The organism is Rhodococcus sp. 05-2254-2, assembly GCF_002259095.1.
In the GTDB taxonomy this organism is placed as follows: domain Bacteria; phylum Actinomycetota; class Actinomycetes; order Mycobacteriales; family Mycobacteriaceae; genus Rhodococcoides.
In genome coordinates this window covers 519,635-537,965 of record NZ_NOZJ01000001.1, presented here as the reverse complement: position 1 = coordinate 537,965, position 18,331 = coordinate 519,635, and the positions used below count along the sequence as shown (strand labels likewise).

At 65.0% G+C, this 18,331-nt stretch carries 20 protein-coding genes; 9 read left to right on the top strand and 11 right to left on the bottom strand.

What is annotated here, in order from left to right; all coding sequences use genetic code 11:
* Positions 1-99 precede the first annotated feature (99 nt).
* Positions 100-2,217 (bottom strand): HNH endonuclease signature motif containing protein, encoded by a 2,118-nt coding sequence (locus CH283_RS02755; protein WP_141215315.1) that lies wholly within the window; start codon positions 2,215-2,217, stop codon positions 100-102.
* Between the two features lie 74 nt (positions 2,218-2,291).
* On the opposite strand from CH283_RS02755, the gene CH283_RS02750 reads away from it, so the two are divergent.
* A complete protein-coding gene (locus CH283_RS02750; RefSeq protein ID WP_068053435.1) occupies positions 2,292-2,801 on the top strand; it encodes a GNAT family N-acetyltransferase in 510 nt (169 codons plus the stop codon).
* On the opposite strand, the gene CH283_RS02745 is transcribed toward CH283_RS02750, so the two are convergent.
* From CH283_RS02745 to CH283_RS02735, 3 genes are all read right to left on the bottom strand, one after another.
* Entirely contained in the window at positions 2,791-3,738 is a 948-nt protein-coding gene (locus CH283_RS02745) for a CPBP family intramembrane glutamic endopeptidase (RefSeq protein WP_255183054.1), read from the bottom strand. The genes CH283_RS02750 and CH283_RS02745 overlap by 11 nt on opposite strands.
* Before the next feature lie 104 nt (positions 3,739-3,842).
* Complete coding sequence (locus CH283_RS02740; protein WP_141215316.1) at positions 3,843-4,094, bottom strand: hypothetical protein; 252 nt, start codon at positions 4,092-4,094, stop codon at positions 3,843-3,845.
* 34 nt (positions 4,095-4,128) lie between these two features.
* The gene (locus tag CH283_RS02735; RefSeq protein WP_094641147.1) at positions 4,129-4,770 is read right to left on the bottom strand and encodes a GAP family protein; all 642 of its coding nucleotides are present in this window, start codon (positions 4,768-4,770) and stop codon (positions 4,129-4,131) included.
* Positions 4,771-4,836: 66 nt separating this feature from the next.
* Between CH283_RS02735 and CH283_RS02730 the strand changes: the two genes are divergently transcribed.
* On the top strand, positions 4,837-5,442 hold the full coding sequence (locus tag CH283_RS02730) for a TetR/AcrR family transcriptional regulator (RefSeq protein ID WP_094641146.1): 606 nt from the start codon (positions 4,837-4,839) through the stop codon (positions 5,440-5,442).
* On the opposite strand, the gene CH283_RS02725 is transcribed toward CH283_RS02730, so the two are convergent.
* A complete protein-coding gene (locus CH283_RS02725) occupies positions 5,421-6,614 on the bottom strand; it encodes an MFS transporter (RefSeq protein WP_094641145.1) in 1,194 nt (397 codons plus the stop codon). The two genes, CH283_RS02730 and CH283_RS02725, sit on opposite strands and share 22 nt — an antisense overlap.
* Positions 6,615-6,676: 62 nt before the next feature.
* On the opposite strand from CH283_RS02725, the gene CH283_RS02720 reads away from it, so the two are divergent.
* Positions 6,677-7,219, top strand: a complete 543-nt coding sequence (locus CH283_RS02720) for a GtrA family protein (protein ID WP_094641144.1) — start codon at positions 6,677-6,679, stop codon at positions 7,217-7,219.
* Positions 7,206-7,730: a SixA phosphatase family protein gene (locus tag CH283_RS02715; protein WP_094641506.1), complete on the top strand. Its 525-nt coding sequence runs from the start codon at positions 7,206-7,208 to the stop codon at positions 7,728-7,730. The genes CH283_RS02720 and CH283_RS02715 overlap by 14 nt, the downstream gene beginning before the upstream one ends.
* A 34-nt stretch (positions 7,731-7,764) precedes the next feature.
* Here the strand turns inward: CH283_RS02715 and CH283_RS02710 are convergent, their stop codons facing one another.
* From CH283_RS02710 to CH283_RS02700, 3 genes are all read right to left on the bottom strand, one after another.
* Entirely contained in the window at positions 7,765-7,965 is a 201-nt protein-coding gene (locus tag CH283_RS02710) for a hypothetical protein (protein ID WP_068053408.1), read from the bottom strand.
* A 62-nt stretch (positions 7,966-8,027) separates the two neighbouring features.
* Positions 8,028-9,431 carry an outer membrane protein assembly factor BamB family protein gene (locus tag CH283_RS02705; RefSeq protein WP_094641143.1) on the bottom strand — a complete coding sequence of 468 codons (1,404 nt, stop codon included), beginning with the start codon at positions 9,429-9,431 and terminating at the stop codon, positions 8,028-8,030.
* Complete coding sequence (locus CH283_RS02700; RefSeq protein WP_141215317.1) at positions 9,428-10,660, bottom strand: hypothetical protein; 1,233 nt, start codon at positions 10,658-10,660, stop codon at positions 9,428-9,430. The genes CH283_RS02705 and CH283_RS02700 overlap by 4 nt, the downstream gene beginning before the upstream one ends.
* 281 nt (positions 10,661-10,941) lie before the next feature.
* Between CH283_RS02700 and CH283_RS02695 the strand changes: the two genes are divergently transcribed.
* The 3 genes from CH283_RS02695 (at position 10,942) to CH283_RS02685 (ending at position 13,498) form a co-directional block, all read left to right on the top strand.
* Complete coding sequence (locus tag CH283_RS02695) at positions 10,942-11,517, top strand: hypothetical protein (RefSeq protein WP_068053415.1); 576 nt, start codon at positions 10,942-10,944, stop codon at positions 11,515-11,517.
* An 80-nt stretch (positions 11,518-11,597) separates the two neighbouring features.
* On the top strand, positions 11,598-12,848 hold the full coding sequence (locus CH283_RS02690) for a sensor histidine kinase (protein ID WP_176460394.1): 1,251 nt from the start codon (positions 11,598-11,600) through the stop codon (positions 12,846-12,848).
* Positions 12,845-13,498 (top strand): response regulator transcription factor, encoded by a 654-nt coding sequence (locus CH283_RS02685; RefSeq protein WP_094641504.1) that lies wholly within the window; start codon positions 12,845-12,847, stop codon positions 13,496-13,498. The genes CH283_RS02690 and CH283_RS02685 overlap by 4 nt, the downstream gene beginning before the upstream one ends.
* Here the strand turns inward: CH283_RS02685 and CH283_RS02680 are convergent.
* A complete protein-coding gene (locus CH283_RS02680) occupies positions 13,495-14,817 on the bottom strand; it encodes an NAD(P)/FAD-dependent oxidoreductase (protein WP_094641140.1) in 1,323 nt (440 codons plus the stop codon). The genes CH283_RS02685 and CH283_RS02680 overlap by 4 nt on opposite strands.
* Positions 14,818-14,947: 130 nt before the next feature.
* On the opposite strand from CH283_RS02680, the gene CH283_RS02675 reads away from it, so the two are divergent.
* Complete coding sequence (locus CH283_RS02675) at positions 14,948-15,847, top strand: LysR family transcriptional regulator (protein WP_094641139.1); 900 nt, start codon at positions 14,948-14,950, stop codon at positions 15,845-15,847.
* On the opposite strand, the gene CH283_RS02670 is transcribed toward CH283_RS02675, so the two are convergent.
* Complete coding sequence (locus CH283_RS02670) at positions 15,823-16,815, bottom strand: MsnO8 family LLM class oxidoreductase (protein ID WP_094641138.1); 993 nt, start codon at positions 16,813-16,815, stop codon at positions 15,823-15,825. The two genes, CH283_RS02675 and CH283_RS02670, sit on opposite strands and share 25 nt — an antisense overlap.
* A 63-nt stretch (positions 16,816-16,878) precedes the next feature.
* Here CH283_RS02670 and CH283_RS02665 point away from each other — a divergent pair, with 63 nt between their 5' ends.
* A complete protein-coding gene (locus tag CH283_RS02665; protein WP_094641137.1) occupies positions 16,879-17,253 on the top strand; it encodes a VOC family protein in 375 nt (124 codons plus the stop codon).
* A gap of 17 nt (positions 17,254-17,270) precedes the next feature.
* Here the strand turns inward: CH283_RS02665 and CH283_RS02660 are convergent, their stop codons facing one another.
* Positions 17,271-18,203 (bottom strand): endonuclease/exonuclease/phosphatase family protein, encoded by a 933-nt coding sequence (locus CH283_RS02660; RefSeq protein WP_176460396.1) that lies wholly within the window; start codon positions 18,201-18,203, stop codon positions 17,271-17,273.
* Positions 18,204-18,331 lie beyond the last annotated feature (128 nt).

The following is an 18,331-nucleotide window of genomic DNA, read 5'->3' as shown; positions in this document are numbered from 1 at the left end:
GTGGCTCCTCGTGGAGTGGGGCGGTGACCTGCCCCAGAAACTTGAACGGCGTTCAAGGTAGCAGGCCAGCGGCCTGTGCCACACCGGCACGGGTGTGGTTCAGAAGGGCGGAGGGTCGTATCGGGTGCGGTCGTATCGGACGCGTGCATGGACGACGCGACAGTGTTCCAGGTAGGCCCGCCGCTTCTTCGCCAACTTTCTTCGGTCGATATCCGTTGTTGCAGAGCGACAGTCGTCGAGAGTCGGCGGTGCACTTCCGCTGTATTCGAGCTCCCAGCGGGTGGGTTCGATAGGGCTCGCTCCCGGCCTGGACGAGGACCTTCGCCGTCGGCGGGATGCGCGGGGAGTCGCGATCGACAACTCCGGCAACGTGACTCTGCGCAGACCGAGCGAGTTCGACCACAGAATCGCGCCGCCTGCGAGCATCACCGCCGACCACGCCCCCGAGGTCTTGGCCTGATGATGAAACACGCACACCGGCTGAAGATTGGTCACGATCGTCCAGCCGCCCCGACCGGGATCGTCGTGGTCGAACGGAACCAGATGATCGATCTGACACCGGGCCGCCGGCACGTCGCAGTTCGGGAAAGTGCACGTGCGATAGGCAGCCCGAACGAATGCCGCGACGCGGGCACCGGGCCGATACGTCACCGCAGACCGCGACGGAGCGGACTCGCCGCCATGACCGTCGGGAAAGATTCCGCGAGCACGCTCGGGCCGTTCGGTAATCCATGCAAGCCACCGTGCGACGAGCCCATCGCGGACAGACTCCTCCCCCGGTAGCGGGAGTGCAGGTGGGAGGCAGTGGGCACCCTCGAGGCGCACAGACGGAAGCTGGGCGGCACCTCGTACCCGACCCATGCCGACCACCCGACGCAACAACGACGGCACCGCCGTAGAGAACGGTCCGAACGAACTCGACTGCATACCCGACCCACCGCCGCTGTGGGAGCCGGTTTGGCCGGGGTCGGAGTGCCCGGAACTTGGGCCGGAGTCACGGGGCGACTGCCCGCGGCCGGAGTGCGAAGGACCGCCACCGACTGAACCACCGTCGTGCGGACCACCGCCATCGGGGCCGCTGTCGTCTGGACCACCGCTATCCGGACCACCGTCGTCAGGGCCATCGCCATCCGGACCGCCACCGTCAGCACCGCCGTCGTCAGGGCCGCCTTCGGGGCCACCGTCCAACCCACCACTGTCAGGGCCGTCAACGTCCCGGCCGTCACCGTTCGATCCGCCGTCGCCCGTGTTTCCCTGTTCGGGCTTCAGCATCTCGACCAGCTCGGTCAGCAGCGCCTGCCACTTCGCATCCGTGGCGACGATGCGCGCCACTTCGGGGTCGATGGGCGTCCCGTCGGGGAGGCTCGCAGGCTCCGAGGACAGTCCCAGCAATGTCTCCACAGCCACCACGATCTGGAGGAGATGCCCGCGCCGAGGAGGAATGTCGTCGACAGCACCTGCCACCGGGCAGTCGTCGCCGCGATCGCACTGACACGCCAGTGAATGCTCGCCGTGCAGCAACGCCATCAGACCCGCGGCCCGCAGCGTCCCCGTCGATCGTGGGTCGCGCTTACAGACCGTCCCGACGATCTCGGTGATGAGCGCATCCGCCTCTGCCGCTTCGAGATCGGTGATCTTCGCAATGAGCGACGCGATCCCGCCCGGACCGGTGCGGTCGATCCGCACGCCGAGCTCCTCGGACTTCGCCGTCTCGCGGGCAGCTGCGGCACCGACCGGATCGGCCTTCATCCACAGCCGCCAGATCCGATTGCGTAGCGCCTGCGGACGCATCCGGCCACCCGCCGCACACACCTCGTATTCGATCTTCGCGATCGTCTCGTCACTGGCACGATGCAGCACCGAGGTGATCGTCACCACCGTCGACCAGTCGAAGCTGCCGGTGACGAAACGCAAGGCAGTCAACGGCATCCGATGCAAACGCTCCGCGACGTCGTGCACCACGGACGCATCGCGGCGCGTTCCCGTCATCGTCACGGCCAGATCGCACAGGGCACCGCGGACCGTCTCACCCGGATCTCCGCCGGCAGCTTCGGCTGCCTCGAGGCGCATCTCGAGCACGTCGCAGTACGCGAGCACAGTCGCTGCCCGAGCGAGATTCTCGTTGACACGGTTGAGCGCGATGACGTCGAGAAACCCCGCGACGCAGTCATCGACCGGCGGCGTCTCCGCCGCTCCCCACCCCCCGGTATCGAACATGAATTCGATGATACGAGAGGGGTACGACAAGAAAATCCGAGAACAATTCGAGTCGTATCGGTATAACTGCAACAGTGGCCAGCTACACGATCCGCGACATCCGCCCGGGCGACGAGGAACAACTGGGCGCAGCGCACGTGGCAATCTGGAAGGCGACGTACGCGGGAATGATGAACAGCGCCAAGCTCGATGCTCTACGCCCTCGCGATCGCATCGAACGCTGGGAGCAGATCATCGCCCGCCTCGACGAGCAGTCGAGCCGCGGTGTGCGCACCCGATGCGCCGTCGACACCAGTGATTCACGCATCGTCGGTTTCGCCACCGGCGGCCCACCACGCGACGACAATCCGCCGGCACCGACCGAACTGTGGTCACTGAACGTTGTGCCCGAGCTCCACGGCACCGGCGTCGCAACAGAACTCATGACGACCGTGATCGACCGGGAGGCATCCACCTATCTGTGGGTGGCAGCGGCCAACCATCGTGCGGTGGCGTTCTACCGCAAGCATCGGTTCGAGCTGGACGGCACCGAGAAGTTCGACCCGCTCTGGGAGTGCCTCGAAGCCCGCATGGTCAGGGCTTGACCGGCGGTTCTCGTCTGGACTCGTCGGGATCGAGCTTCTCGGGGTTCAGTACCACCTCGGCCACCATCGGAGTCGTCTCGACGGTCGAATCGCCGTACCGAACGGCCACCGTGTTCGGCAGGAAAGCTTCCAGCGCACGCGGAGTGATCCACCACAGCAGCGCCGAGAACAGAATCAGAATGTTGACCCACTGCAGAACCGTCGCCGCATTCTCGGACGGAATCACGCGATCGAACACCTGGATGTTCATCACCAATCCGTGGATGGCGATCAACACCCACAGTCGCCGGTAGCGGTAGAACACCCATACCGCCGCGGCACCCCAGCACAGTGCCCACAGAAAACCCCCTCCACCGAAGTACATGTAGAGGAGGCCCCGCATCGTGCCCGACAACGCCATGATCGCCCAGATCGGGACTCGGCCGATGAGCAACAACACCGGCAACGCGACCAGGATCGGTTCCTCCCGCAGACCCACGACGAGAGCGGAAACCACTGCGAGCCAATCGGACTCGACCGAGGCCGGGATCGAGAAGCTGAATCGGACGATGTCCAGCCGCGACAACACGAGCAGCGAAGCAGAAGCGGCACCGATCGCGGCACACCACGTGAGCGCAGCTTCGAACGCGGTCCCACTGCGGGCCGGCCACACCGCAGGCAGCTTCCGACGCCGAACGAACCAGACGATGGCGATCGCGACGGCACCCACCACCACCTGCGCCGCGCCGACAGCGAGATCGGCCCACTGATCCCCTATCGACAGAATCGGGGCCGGCGCGTCGGGCTCACGGAAACGCCACAGCGCACCCATCAGGCCGACCAAGTAGACGACGACCCAACCGGCCACCAAACCCAGGACGATCACGGCGGTACCGGCAGCGGTCAGACCACGCCGAGACGGGCGTTCAGCAAGCCCCGCGTCGACACCGGTCGTCACCAGGCCACCACCATTCCGCTCGATACAGCACCGCCGAACAGCTTGTCTATCACGCCCGGGCCGAGAATTCAGTACCGTCCTGGCGATACGAGCCGGCGAAGCACTCACGGCCGAGGGTCACGCTCGGGTGTGTCGCCTGAATCCGCACCGCGGATGATGTCGTCTCGCAGTTCTGCAAGCAATCCCTTCTTCGGGGTGCCGCGGCGCAATTCCCATACGTCGACCATCGCGAGTACCACCAGAAGGCAGCCGATCGGCCCGCCCTGGAACCAGAAGAACTGCAGGTCCCAGAAGAACAGCGCCAGCACAGCTCCGACGACAATCATGACGATGCTGCGCACATCTCTTGCGTTCATCGCTTCCCTTTCATCGCTTCGGACCACAATCCGGTCAGACCAGATTCAGTTCGATCGCCGCATCCGCGGCCAGTAGCGCGCCCACCACGAGCAACACCGTCGCCGACACGTCCCCACTCCAGCGATCCACGCGCCGGAGCAGAGTTGGCGTGAGTGACGAAACACGTTCCTGCGCAAACACTCTGGCGATGAGCAGAATGAGAGCGGGTGAGAGCGTCACGAGCACGTACCCCGCGAGCAGTAACACCGAGAACTCCCACCCCAGACCGGACTCGACGACCGCGTCGATCGCCGCGAAGTAGGGCAGCATCGTCGTCACCTCCACCGCGGCCACAGCGACGGCGAGCACGACCACCCCTCGGACGCTTCTCGGGGGCCGCGCCCACCACGCACTGCTCGGGACTCGCCGCCGACGGTCACAGACCAGGCCCATGACCAGAACCACAAGACCCACCGCCAATCGAGTCCACGCGTCACCAGGAATCGCGACGCTCAGGCCATCGGTGGCCGCCCACAAGGCGACACCGACCCCGAAGTAGACCAGCCCCAACACGCCCAGATGCAGCAGAACGACACGCACCCGAAACGACGGCCGCAGCATCATCCACAGCGGAACCGCAAGAGTCCCGACGCCGATGCTGTCCACCAGCGCGAGCCCGATCAGCTGAATTAACACAGCTGTACGGTAACAGGGTTACGACACAGTTGTGTCAAAAAGATTCCTGCGTGCTAGAACAGACCGATGCCGAAGATCGTCGACCACGACGCACGCCGGGCGGAGATCGTCGCCGCCGTGTGGCGCGTCATCGAACGAGCAGGAATGGACGGGGCGACGGTACGTAGCGTCGCCGCCGAAGCCGGCGTCTCCCCCGGATCACTTCGGTACTACTTCTCCGATCAGGGAGAACTCGTCCTCTTCGCGGCCGAGGCCATGACGCAACGCGTCGTGCAGCGGTTGGAGGCGCACCCCACCGACGGGGACGGACCGACGCGAGCGATCCGCGTCCTCGAGGAGATGCTGCCCCTCGACGAGGACCGCCACGCCGAGGCGTCGGTATGGCTGGAAGCGATCGTGCGTGCCAGATTCGACGAGCGACTTGCCGCCCTCAAGACGGCCGGGTGGTTCGGCAGCCGGTACCTGTGCCGGCTCGCGTGGGCGCACCTGCACGATCTCGACCGCCCGAACTCTCCCGCATTCACATTCGACCGCGCAGCGGACGAACACGCAGCGGCCGAACTGCATACCTACATCGACGGCCTGACGCTGCAGGCGGTGACGTACCCCGAGCAACTCGCGACCGAGGAGGTACGTCGGTTGCTGCGCACTTATCTGGAGCCGCGGTCCTGAGTCGAGTCGACAGGGAATCTGCGGCCGTAGTACCACCCGATCACCGCGACGACGACGCCCGCCGCGGCAATGGCACCCAACACCGATCCGAAGCCCGACGCATCCACGACGCGACCGACGGCCAAGGGCGCCACGAGAAATCCGATCCGGGACACCAGCGACACGATCGAGATGGCCGCCGCCGAGGACACACCGGGAAGCCGCCCGGCCAGGCTGAAGACGATGGGAAACAGTGGGCTCGCGCCCAGGCCCGCAACCGCGAACGCCCCGATGACCAGGACCGGTAGATCCGCAGCCAGAACCGACAGGCCCAGGATGACGAGAAACGCCACGGCCACCAGTGACGCGCCTCCGCTCAGCACCGTCGACGGGCCGAACCGGTCCACGACCCGGTCTCCTACCAACCGACCGATCAGCATCGCGGCCGAGAACGCAACGAACGCCATACCGGCCGAACCTGGGCCCGCGCCCTCTTCGGTCGTCATGTACACCGCGCTCCACGACTGCGGAAAGTCCTCCATCAGCCCGGCGAGCAGCACCACGGCCCCCAGCAGGGCCAGTGCTGCGGTCGGGCGTACGAGAACGGGGCCGGATGCTGGGTCCTCGCGATCGTCGAGTGCCACCGATTCCGGACCCACCAGACCCCGTCCGACGGCAACGAGAACGAGCATCAGCACCACCGCGATCAGACCGAAGTGCGCTGCCACCGGCATCCGGATGCCGGCCGCGGCCGCGCCGGTCACTCCCCCGACGACGGCACCGACGCTCCAGGCGGCATGGAAGCCGCTCAGCAGCGACTTCCCCGCTCGTTCCTCCACGAGGACACCCTGCGCGTTCATCGAAATGTCCATCACAGCATCGGCCCCGCCGAGCAGTACGAGCGCCGCCAGCAGCGTCCACCACGACACTGCGACCGCGGGCAGGACGAAGGCCGCGCACAACAGCAACCCCGAGGCGAGAATGGTCCATCGACTGCCGAACCGTCGGACCGAGGCAGCGGCGACGGGGGCTGCCGCCAGCCCGCCGAGCCCGACACCGGTCAAGGCGAGGCCGAGCGTTGCGACGTCGATCGACAGTGAGTTCTGAATCTCCGGAATGCGGGGAGCCCAGTTCGCGAACACCGCGCCGTTGACGAAGAAGACGACGAGAACGGACAGCCTGGCACCAGTCATATCGATGCGAGCCTATCGTTCGTCGTCGGGCCGGATCCGTTACTCGAGGTAACGTCGATGGGATGCATGTGTCCGACCGCCTCACCGACCGCGTTCCCGAACGCTGGCTCGAGCCCCTCGTCAAGCACGCCGAGGCCCTCAAGTTCCTCATCGTCGGAGCGATCACCTTCGCCGTCACCGTCGTACTGTTCTTCGGCCTGAAGTGGACGATCCTGCAGGACAAGCCGGTGACAGCGAACGTTCTGGCCGTGCTGATCGCGACGATCGTGTCGTACATCCTCAACCGGGAATGGTCGTTCACAGCGCGTGGCGGACGACGTCGTCACCACGAGGCAGCGCTGTTCTTCGCCGTCGCCGGAACCGGCCTGGCAATCAACCAGCTACCGCTCTGGGTGTCGAGTTACGTGCTGGATCTGCGGTCGCCGAACGTGTCCTTCCTCACCGAGAACATCGCCGACTTCGTCAGCGGCTCCATCATCGGCACGTTGCTGGCAACCGCATTCCGATGGTGGGCGATGCGCAAGTTCGTCTTCCCGGAACCGGTGAACGTTCTGGCCGATCCCGCCGCCCTGACCGTTTACGGTGGACGGCATGGCGACCACTAGGACCCTCGTGCTCATGCGGCACGGAAAATCCGGCTACCCCGACGGAGTACCGGATCACGAACGACCCTTGGCGCCGCGCGGCCAACGCGAGGCGGCACTCGCCGGAGCCTGGATCACCGAACACGTCGGCCGCGTCGATGCAGTGCTGTGCTCGACTGCCCTGCGAACCCGCGAAACGCTGGCCGCTACCGGCATGGGCGGCGCTCCCACCCGATTCGAGCGAGACATCTACGGCGGATCCGCGGACGAGATCATCGACGAAATCCGCCTTGCGGACACGTACTTCGACGACGTGACCGTCTCGACGCTGCTGGTCGTCGGACACGAACCCGGAATTCCCTGGACCGCACTCGAATTGGCGGCAGACGACGACACCGACGTGGCCCGCGAGGTTCGTCACCGCTTCCCCACCTCGGCAATCGCCGTGCTCACCACCGAGAAGTCGTGGGCAGAGCTCGCAGCAAGCTCGGCCACGATCACCGAGTTCTGCATCCCCCGCGCCGATCAGTAGTCAGTGCCTCCCGATAGTCAGTGCTTGTCGGTAATCAGCGGTTCCTGAGGTACAGGTAGCCGGCACCGCCTGCTGCGATCAACAGGATCAGCGCTGCGGGAAACCCGAGCAGCCACCACACCAGCGCCAGCACCACCAACGCCGGTGCCGCGGCGATCAACGCGATGCCGGGATTCTCTCGAACCGTCTCCAGCGCGGACTGTGCATGCACTCTGTCGATCTTCTTGCCTGCCATGGCGGACTCCCTGTTTCGTATGTCCCGTTTGCGTACTTCCACTGTAGGCGCACCGACAGCAGCTATCCGCGGTCGACGACGGCAATCGTGTCTGTGGACGAATACACCAGACGGTCGCCGGATTCGATCACCCACGATGCCAGGTACCGATTCGTTGCATAGGGGAACGGCGTCGGCTCGATCTCCAACCGCCGACGTGTCGTACCGTCATCCAACGCGATCGATTCCACGGTCCCGCCGACGGTGGAGTACGCGAGACCGTCGGCGTACGCCGTGATCGGGTAGTAGTCATCGGGATCGTTCTCCCACCGAACCGAACCGGTTCTCAGATCCAATGCCGTCACATGAGCTGTTCCGGGAGCACGTGCGATCACCACATCCCCGACGACAGCTACGCCATTGGTCGACGCCAACAGCGGGCTCGACCACAGAAACTCTCCGGTCGTCCGATCGAACGCACTGTCACCGACGACCATCGGCAGCGACAGGTCCGTTGGATCGTCGATCTCGAGAAAGGGATACACCGGCAGCGGAGCTCTGGCGACAGTTCGACCATCCGAGGCGAGCGCGACGGTACCGGCGTACGTCTGGGACTGCGTACACACCGCCTCGGTCATGATCACCAGTGCCGGTTGCACCCGAAAAGGTTGCGACACGCAACTGTCGGGATAACCCCGGTACCACGTGATCGTTCCAGTGACCGAGTCGAATCCTATTGCCGTCGAACCGAACCGGCCCAGGCCGTAGTTTCCGTCGATGGTGATGACCGGCCCCGGCATACCCGCGTAAATGGCCTCGCCGGGAAATTCGGTGACCCAATCGCGCCCGACATCGTCCACAGAACCCTTGGCGAGCTGCGGCGTTCCCTCGTAACCTGCTTGCGTGACAGTGGAACTGATCGAGTAGAGCGAGACCCCGTCGGTTCCCACAGCGAACACACGTTGCGGCACACGAACAGAACGACCAGCACCGGTCGTGGTGTCCACCGTGACGATCGTCGATTCCGGATTCTCCGACTCGGTGCTGGAGAGGCAGACGAGGTATCCCGACAACGGCCGGTCGGCACAGGAGTCCACCCGGAGATCGTCTCGCCGCCATAGTGTGGATCCATCCGTTGCGTCGAGGCCCACCATCGCGGGAGCGTCGAAATTCCCGGTAGCAGGATCCGGCAGACCCACCGACGCGACATACACCCCGCCCGCATCGATGAATCTCGCTGCGCTGGGATTGAGCCGTCCGCCTGCACCAGGATCACGAAACTGCGCGAATTCGCGGCCGTAGACGGCCTCTGCAGATCTGGACCACTGGACTTCCGGCGCACGCGGAACCGTCGGCGGAGCTGTGGTCGTCCATGAGGGGGCAGTCGCGATTGCTGGGTCGTCGTCCTGCGCGACAACGATCACCGCAGCAACGACAGTCGCCAACGCCACGGCTCCCGCTGTCCACACCGGCCATCGGGTGCTCACAGGTCCAGGCCCGGTGCCGTCGCGATGGACTCGAGATTGCCGACCGTGACGAGCTCGCCCGCCGATGTCGACGAGATACGGACACGAGTGCCCGACGGCCGGGTCACAGTCACGGTCCTGACGCCGCGCTTCGATCTCTCGGACATCGATCCGTCGGGCAGGCGCACGGTGTCGACCGAGCGATCAGCCGTCGGGTCATATGCGTCGGGAATTTCCGGGAGCGGCTGTCCACCCGTGATCGCCACGGTCACAACGCCTTCCGCTCCTGGCGTCAGAATTGTTCCGGCTGCACACAACGAGTCGTGGGACAACGAACTCCGTTGCATCGGTGCCAGCGGCTGCTCGAGCACGATCACGGCCCGAAGCGCGCGGATTCGAGCCTGGTCCAGAGCGCGACCGATACGGTCTGCGTCGGCGCGAGTCACCGCTGGTCCATCCTGCGACCCAACTCGCGTGTCACACGGCAGAGGAGGGGGTCGGGTTCCGTCCGGCACCGCTGCACCGATTCGCAGCTCGCTCGACGACACCAGGGAGATCAGGTCGTTCATGGACACTGCTTCGTCCGAAGACACGAACTGGCTTGCGTTGGCCTGCAACGTCGTTCCATCAGTTGCGTATGCAGTCGCCGTCCTGACCACCGCTGTTCTACCACCGTCTTCGCCGGTGGACTCTTTCGTGTCCACGACCGTACCGTCGGCTGCGACCTGCCTGCGATCGAGACTGCCACCGACACAGGGCGGTACACCGGCAGTCGACTTCGAGATCGTCACCGTCACGTCGGCACCCCTGCCGTTGCGAATCAGCAACCCGGCGGCAGTGGCGCTCGCGAACATCGACAGATCATCCGTCGGACCATCGCCGACAGAGCTATCGGACGTGGGACCTTGGACAGGACCGAATCGAAACGCGGATTCGGCACCGAACGCGAACGTACCGGGTGTTGCGAACTCGACGGCGGTCTCGGCCGGCAACGCAGAAACAAGCGCATCGGACAGCGCAGTAGCTTTGCGCCCGGAGAACCATGGATAACGGGGGTCGTCGTAGCGTCCTCCCTCGAGGCGGAAGTACGCCCCTGAGAATTCCCCGGACTCGGGAACGACGACGGCATCACACCCCGGAATCGTGGTCGACGACTCACCCTGGTCGTAGTTCGACGCGCTGAACCCGCTCGACGCAGGCGTATCCGGCAACGCGACGTCCGCAGGACCGGACGCGCGTGAATCCACCACGATGACTCCTGCCGCGACCACAGCGACAGCGACGAAGACCCAGAAAATCTTCGGTTTGACGCCCGAGCGCTCCGAGATGCAACGCGTCGAGGTCTATCACGGCGAGAAGCCTAGCCTGCCGTTCACAAGACTCGACGCTCCACGACTTCAGGTGGAGCTATCGGCCTTCGGTCGAGCTACGACTTTCGGTGGAGCGCAGCGTCGTACCTTCGGCCGAACCACCAGCGACGACGCCTCCGCGGGGGTATCGCGTGCACGTCGGCTGCGGTGAGATCGGGTCCATGGACAATCCGATTCTGCTCACCATCGCGATCTGCGAGATCGGCTTCTGGGCTCTGGTGATCGGCGGCCTGTGCCTGCGCTACCTGGCACGCATGCGACGCGCCAGCACCATCACGCTCGCCCTGCTCCCGGCCCTCGACCTCGTGTTGATTGGGGCGGTGGCGCTCGATCTGCACCGCGGCGGAGACGTCGAATTCGCACACCGCCTCGCCGGCATCTACCTCGGATGGACCGTCGTGTTTGCGCACTCCACTGTCGCCTGGCTCGACGTACGCTTCGCACACCGATTTGCCGGTGGACCCGCACCGGTCAAGGCCCCGAAGACCGGTCCGCAGGCCTACCGCAACGAGATCCGCGGGTTCGTGAAGTGGTTGGTCGCCGCCACCATCGCACTGGTGATCACCTACGGCCTGGCGTACACCGTGGCAGACTCGGAGCAGGCAGCGGCACTGAAGACCGTGATCCAGCCACTCGGAGTCATCACGTTCTTCTGGTTCGTCACCGGACCGCTGTGGGTGGCCGGCAAGCACAACTCGAGCTCGAAAGATGCGGCAGGAGAACGGAGTCGACTCTGATGGTGGGAGGTTCCAGGACACTGGCTGGTTCCAGGACACTGCGCAGGTTTCGACCGGCATGGCGACCGCGAAATCCCGCGGTGCTGCCGCTCGAAATGCTCCTGGCCACGCTCGTCTACGCCGGATTCCAACTCTCCACCGGCATGGTCGGTGACACCAGAGACGAACTCGTCCGCAGCCCGACCCTGATCGCAGTGGGTATCGCTGCCCTGCTGGCGATGACCGCCGCGACGTGTGTGCGCCGATCGTTTCCCGTCGTGTCGTACCTGTCGGTGGTTGCGATCAGCGTCGCGCTGATTCTGGTTCTGCCGGACCGCACCCTCGGATTCACCCCGCTGTACTGGTTTGCGATCGCCGCGTTGGCAATTCGAGTGACCGGGCCACGCCTGTTCGCTCCCCTTGCGGTCGGCCTCATCCTCGAGATCGTCGTCAGCGTCGACACACGGCTTTCCTTTCCAGATGCCGCAGCCGGACCCGGTGGCACGATCGGGGTGGTGGCCGAGCAGGTCGTGAACCTCGCCGTCAACTACACGGTGCTCATCGCTCTGGGTAAGTACATCGCACGGAACAGAGCCCAGGAGCTCGAGAGCGAGGCTGCCCTCCGCCGAGCCGAGATCGAACACCGACAGCAGCTCGACGCCGCGCTGGACAACGAGAGAAAAGCCATGGCGCGCGAACTCCACGACGTCGCGGCTCACCACCTGACCGGAATGCTCATCCAAGCCAAAGCATCGAAGACCCTCATCCCGAGCAACCCCCAGCAGGCACGCGAACTACTCACCGGCGCAATCGGACACGGCCAGCGCACCCTCGACAGCCTGCGCCAGATCGTCGGCATCCTGCGACCGAGCGACGCGGCCTACAGCTTCGACACCGACCTCAGCTTCGACACCGACACTGCACCGCAACCGATGATCTCCGACATCGCCGAGCTGATCGAACAGTCTCGAATCTCGTTCGCGTCCATCGAGACGAGCATTGTGGCAGACAGCGTTGATACCGACAGCGCCGTGCAACTGACGTGCTACCGCGTCGTTCAGGAGGCGTTGTCCAATGCCCGAGTCCATGCGCCGAACTGCGTTGTGTGCGTGCAGGTGACCGCGGGTTCGTCGACCGTCGAGGTGACCGTTACCAACACGATGACGTCGGATGGGACAGAGCAGCGCGAGTCCAAAGGACAGGGATTCGGCATTCCGGGTATGCGGGAGCGGGCCGCTCTACTCGGCGGGACCCTCGACGCCGGATTTTCCGACGACCGAACGACGTGGACCGTGCACGCTCGACTGCCCGTCGGCGGAAAGATCTCTCGGCCGCAGGAGGTGCCGGCATGATCACCGTTCTGATCGCGGACGATCAGCCCGTGGTTCGACAGGGGTTCGAGCTGTTCCTGGCGGGCCATCCCGACATCGAAGTGGTCGGCCACGCGAGCTCGGGAAAGCATGCCGTGCAACAGGTATCGACCCTGAAACCGGACGTCGTACTGATGGACATCAGAATGCCGAACGGTGACGGACTGACCGCAACGCGCGAGATACTGGCGCAGTTCGACAACGTTCGCGTCATCGTCGTCACCACGTTCGACCTCGACGAGTACGTGTTCGCTGCCCTCGATGCCGGGGCGTCGGGCTTCCTGCTCAAGGACACCGATCCCGACGAACTCGCCGACGCGGTGGTCACCGTCGCCTGCGGCGGAGCGGTGCTCTCTCCTCGACTGACCCCGCGCCTGATGACCGAGTTCGCCCGCCGCGGCGCGCCGAGTCGAACCACTCCCGTTGCCCCGCAACACGACCTGAGCCTGCGAGAAATGGAAGTGGTGCAACTACTGGCGCAGGGCCTGGGCAACAACGAGATCGCGCGGGAACTGCAACTCGAACAGAGCACGGTGAAGACCCACATCGGTAACATCTGCCGCAAACTCGACGTGAAAACCCGAGTGCACGTGGTGATCTGGGCCTACCGCAACGGTTTGGTGAGCAGCTAGGCTGCCTTTTGCTCCTCGTCATCCGCGGTCTCATCGGCGCGCTCCACCAGCGAGGCAGAGTGGTCGGTGTACTGGAAGTGCGGGCGCTTGTCGCCGATGTACGAGGTCATCCACGACACCACCGCGACGTAGCGGTTCCGGAAGCCGACCAGGTACATCAGGTGCACCGCGAGCCACATGAGCCAGGCGATCGGGCCCGACATGTCGACCTTGCCGAACAGCCGCGCCACCGCACTGAACCGGCCGACGATCGACATACTGCCCTTGTCGGTGTACTCGAACGGTGTTCCCGCGTCGACCTTTCCGATGATCATCTTCGCCACGTGCCTGCCCTGCTGCATCGCCACCGGCGACTGTCCGGGGAGCTTGTGCAGCGACGTCACGTCGCCGATCGCGTAGATGTCCTCCGCCGAGCCGACCGTCAGATCGTCGTGCACGAGAAGGCGTCCGGCACGGTCGGTCTCGCACCCGGTGCGCTCGGCGATCGTGGCCGCGAGGTCGCTGGCCTGAACGCCTGCCGACCAGATGACAGTCTTGGCCGGGTAGGTACGCGAGGTCTTGGTGTCGACATCCTGCACCGTGACGACGTCGTCGGCGATGTCGGTGACCATGGCCCCGGTGACGACGTCGACGCCGGACTTCTCGAGCTTCGTACGGGCGTACGCGCTGAGCTTGCCGCCGAATGCGGGCAGAACTTCCTTGACTCCGTCGACGAGGGTCACCGTGACGTCGTCGGGTTCGATATCCGGGAACGATCCGGCGAAATAGCGGTGCGCGAGATCCCTGATCTGACCGGCCAGCTCGACACCCGTCGCGCCTGCACCGACAACGACGAAGCTCAGCAATTCCTTGCGAGCAGCCGAATCGGTTGTCAGGTGCGCAGTCTCGTAGCAGCTGAGAATCTGCTCACGCAGAGCGATCGCGTCGTCCACGGTCTTGAGCGCGAACGTGCGGTCCTTGAACTCGTCGCGGCCGAAGTACGCCTGTGTGGCACCGGTTGCGACGATGAGACGACCGAAGCCGATGGTGTGGCTCTGCCCGGCACCGATATAGGTGACCTGGTGAGCATCTGGATCGACATCGACGACGCGTCCGAGACGCACGTCGGCCGAGTCGTACTGCGCGAGGATGCGCCTGACCGGAGGGGCGATCTCACCCGTCGAGAGCATTCCGGTGGCGGCCTGGTAGAGCAGCGGCTGAAAGAGGTGTTCGGTGGTGCTGGAGATCAGCGAGAACGTCACACCGGCCTTGCCCAGAGACTTGGCGGCAGCCAATGCTCCGAATCCCGATCCCACGATGACGACGTCGTACGTTTGCACAGCACTTTCCTTTTCGGCTCGAGTCTTTTCCTCTACGAAGAACTACCTCCATGAAACTCCGACCGCGATGCACTATCAACGCGGAAGTTGAAATAGCATCTATGAGCAGAACTCATGATTGGATGTCTACATGGAACTGCGGCAGCTGAAGTACTTCCTCGCGGTCGGCGAGGAACTGAACTTCTCACGCGCTGCCGAACGCTGCTACGTCTCGCAATCGGCGATCAGTCTGCAGATCTCCAAGCTCGAACGAGAAATCGGTGAGCCGCTGTTCGAGCGGACCTCTCGTACCGTTCGATTGACCGTTGTCGGAGCACAATTGGTCTCCATTGCCCGGCGCATGGTGGAGCTCGAGCAGGCCGCCCTGGCACTGACGACGCGCAAGCGGAACCAGCTGCGCCTGACCGGAAACATGACGTTCGCAGCGAACGCCATCTCCGCCATCGTCGCGGTCCGCGAGCGCCATCCCGACGCCGAGATCGACTTCGTGCTGAAACGATTCGCAGAACAGATCGAAGCGGTGACATCCGGCGACTGCCAGGTGGCGCTGATCCGCGGCAGCGTCGAACGCTCCGGTCTCCATGTGACCGAACTGTGGACCGAGGACCTCGTCGTCGTACTCCCCGAGGGTCATCCTCTGGCGGGGGAGGACAACCCGAGCCTGAGCCAGCTCGCCGGCTACCCCCTGCTACTTCCCAAACGGAGCGAGCAGATCCTGTTGCACCGGGTGATCGAACGCGAGATGAAGCGCAGCGGGCTGCCATTGAGCTTCGGCCCACCCGTGGCGTCCGATCACACCGCCAGCGCCGAGCTCCTCAAGAACCCGCAATGCTGGTCCATCCTGTACGCCAGCACCGCCGACAGCACCCCCAAGACCGGCCTGGTCTTCCGCACCGAAGCCGACCGCAGGCTGCGGCTCCCGGTCTCGGCCGTCGTCGACGCGACCGTGCCCGCCACCGATATCCAGCGCGACCTCGTGGCGGCCCTGGCTGCGACAGCACCGGTTCAGCCCGCCACCCCTGCGAGCTGAGCGAACGCGGCATCGGCGTCGAACAATTCGGCGCGATCGTACGTCGACGTCGAGGCCATGATCTCGTTCGCGCCGGTGCGCTCGACAACCTCCTCCAACCGAGAACGGACCTGCCCGATCGTGCCGAGGATGCTCGACGCCAACGACGCCTCGATTCGGTTCCGTGTCTGCGGCGTCCACTGCGATTCGTCGATCGCAGACGCTCGTTCCAGAGCTGGGAACTCGCCCTCGCGCCTGGACCTGGCCATCGCCCATGCCTCCGGGACGGCCAACCTACGTGCATCCTCGGCGTCCGCTGCGATCGTCACGTCTAGCGAGATGATCACGTACGGTTCGGGATTCGAGGGCGTGGGCCTAAAGTGCTTGCGATACAACGCCAACGGATCGTCCTTCTGCAGCACCGGTCCACCGACCACCACCGGAAGCCCGGCGCGAGCGGCCACCTCGAGACCGGCTCCGGTGGCGAGGACGAACACCGGTGGAGCAGCGGTGACAGGGCGCGCCGTCACCGGTGCCGAACCGTCCAGATACGAACGCAATTCGGCGATGTCGGACTCGAAGGTGTCGGCGTGCTCACTGCGCAATGCTGCCCGGACCGGTTCGGTGAAACCGAGGGAACGGCCGACACCCAGATCGATCCGGCAGGGAAAGAGGGACTCCAACATCAGGAATTGCTCGGCCACGATCATGGGCTGGTGGTTGGGCAGCATCACTCCCCCGGATTCGACGCGAATGCGCGAGGTGCGCGACGCCACCCCCGCAGCAAGTACCGCGGGCGCGCCCGACGCGATACCGGGAACGCCGTGATGCTCGGCCACCCAGAACCGGTGCAGCCCGATCTTCTCCGCATGCACCGCTCGTTCGACGGTATGCCGCAGCGCCGAGGCGTCGTCCATTCCGGACCGAGTGCGGGATCTGTCGAGCAGTGAGAGGAACACGGATATGTCAACCGACGAGGCGTCGGGCATATTTCTCGAAGTGTTCGTTCATAGCGGACCGATGATGTCCGCAATAGCGCTCATCATCGGTTCATGAACCTCACCATGAAGCTCGAACTTGTCACCCTGGCAGTCACCGACGTCGATCGCGCCAAGGACTTCTACGTCTCGATCGGCTTCAATGCCGACCACGATGCGCGCCCCTGGGACGGGATCCGGTACGTCCAGCTCACTCCCCCGGGATCGGCGTGCTCCATCGCGATCGGTGAGGGCATCACCGACGCCGAACCGGGCAAGGGAGCGGGGATTCTGATGGTCGTGAACGACGTCCAGGAGGCCTACGAGCACCTCACGTCGGCGGGTCTGACCATCGATCCACCCAAGGACGAGGGCTGGGGCACGTTCGTCTACTTCGCCGACCCCGACGGAAACAAGTGGTCGGTGCAGCAGTTGCCCGCACAGCCTTGAACCGCGCAGCCCTGAACCTAGTGCCGAAACTGCAGCCGAGCCAGGATGCCGCGGTGGTCGGAACCGGTGATCGTCACCGGCTCGACCGATCGAACCGCCATGTCCGCCACCAGAACATGGTCGATGGCGATGACGGGTGGGTACCAGGTGTGCGCCGGATACGTCCTGAGCATCCCGGCCCCGGTGGCCACCGCGGCATCGACGAACCGGCCGTCCTGTAGATCTCGGTACCGCCGATGATCCTGCGTCGCGTTGAAGTCGCCGGCCACCACCACGGGACCGTCGTCGACGGGGATCTTGGCCAGTAGTTGACGCAGCAGCGCGAGCTCGCGAACCCACTCGGACGGCTCCCGCGGCCACGGCGGCACCGGGTGAACCGCGAACACCAGCGGCCGACCCGGCATCTCCACCCGTGCAGAGAGCAATTCGGTGACAAAACCGTCGTGCCGCTGCTCGTCGACGAGCGGGAAGCGGCTGTAGATGCCGGTACCTTCGCCGCCGGGGGCGGCGCTGACGTACGCGTGCGGCAACGAGCCGGACAGTCTCGGGCGAAGACGGGCCTCGGCCTCGGGCGTCAGTTCTACGAGGGTGAGCACGTCCGGGCGGTGTTGCTCGACCAGCGCAACCAACGCGTCGAGATCGGCCTGTCCCAGCCAGATGTTGGCGTGCAGGACCGTCAGAGTCGGCGCCTCGGAGTTCGTTGTGAATCTGCGCCTCTGCAGCGGCAGCTGCGTTGCGATGGCACCCGTCAGTACAGCCGCCCCCGCAGCCAGCCCCCACCACCCGAACGCCACGGCCGCGAGTGCAGTGCCGGGCACCGCGGCGAGCATGAGGACATGTGCCAAAGACGCGGCAACGAGCATCGCCTGCCCCCGCGCGTCGACGAGGTGCGCCACGATGCCGAGTACCGCTGCGAAGAGCAGTAACAGGGCCAACGATGCCGAAACCATGAGCGGAAGTCTTACAGGCAAACCTGAGGCCGAGCTGGGAAGCATCCTCGAGACCGACCGAACTGTTCGCTTTCTCGCCGCAAACACGACAGAATCGACAACGCTGTCCGTGAGTCAAGTAGGGGGAC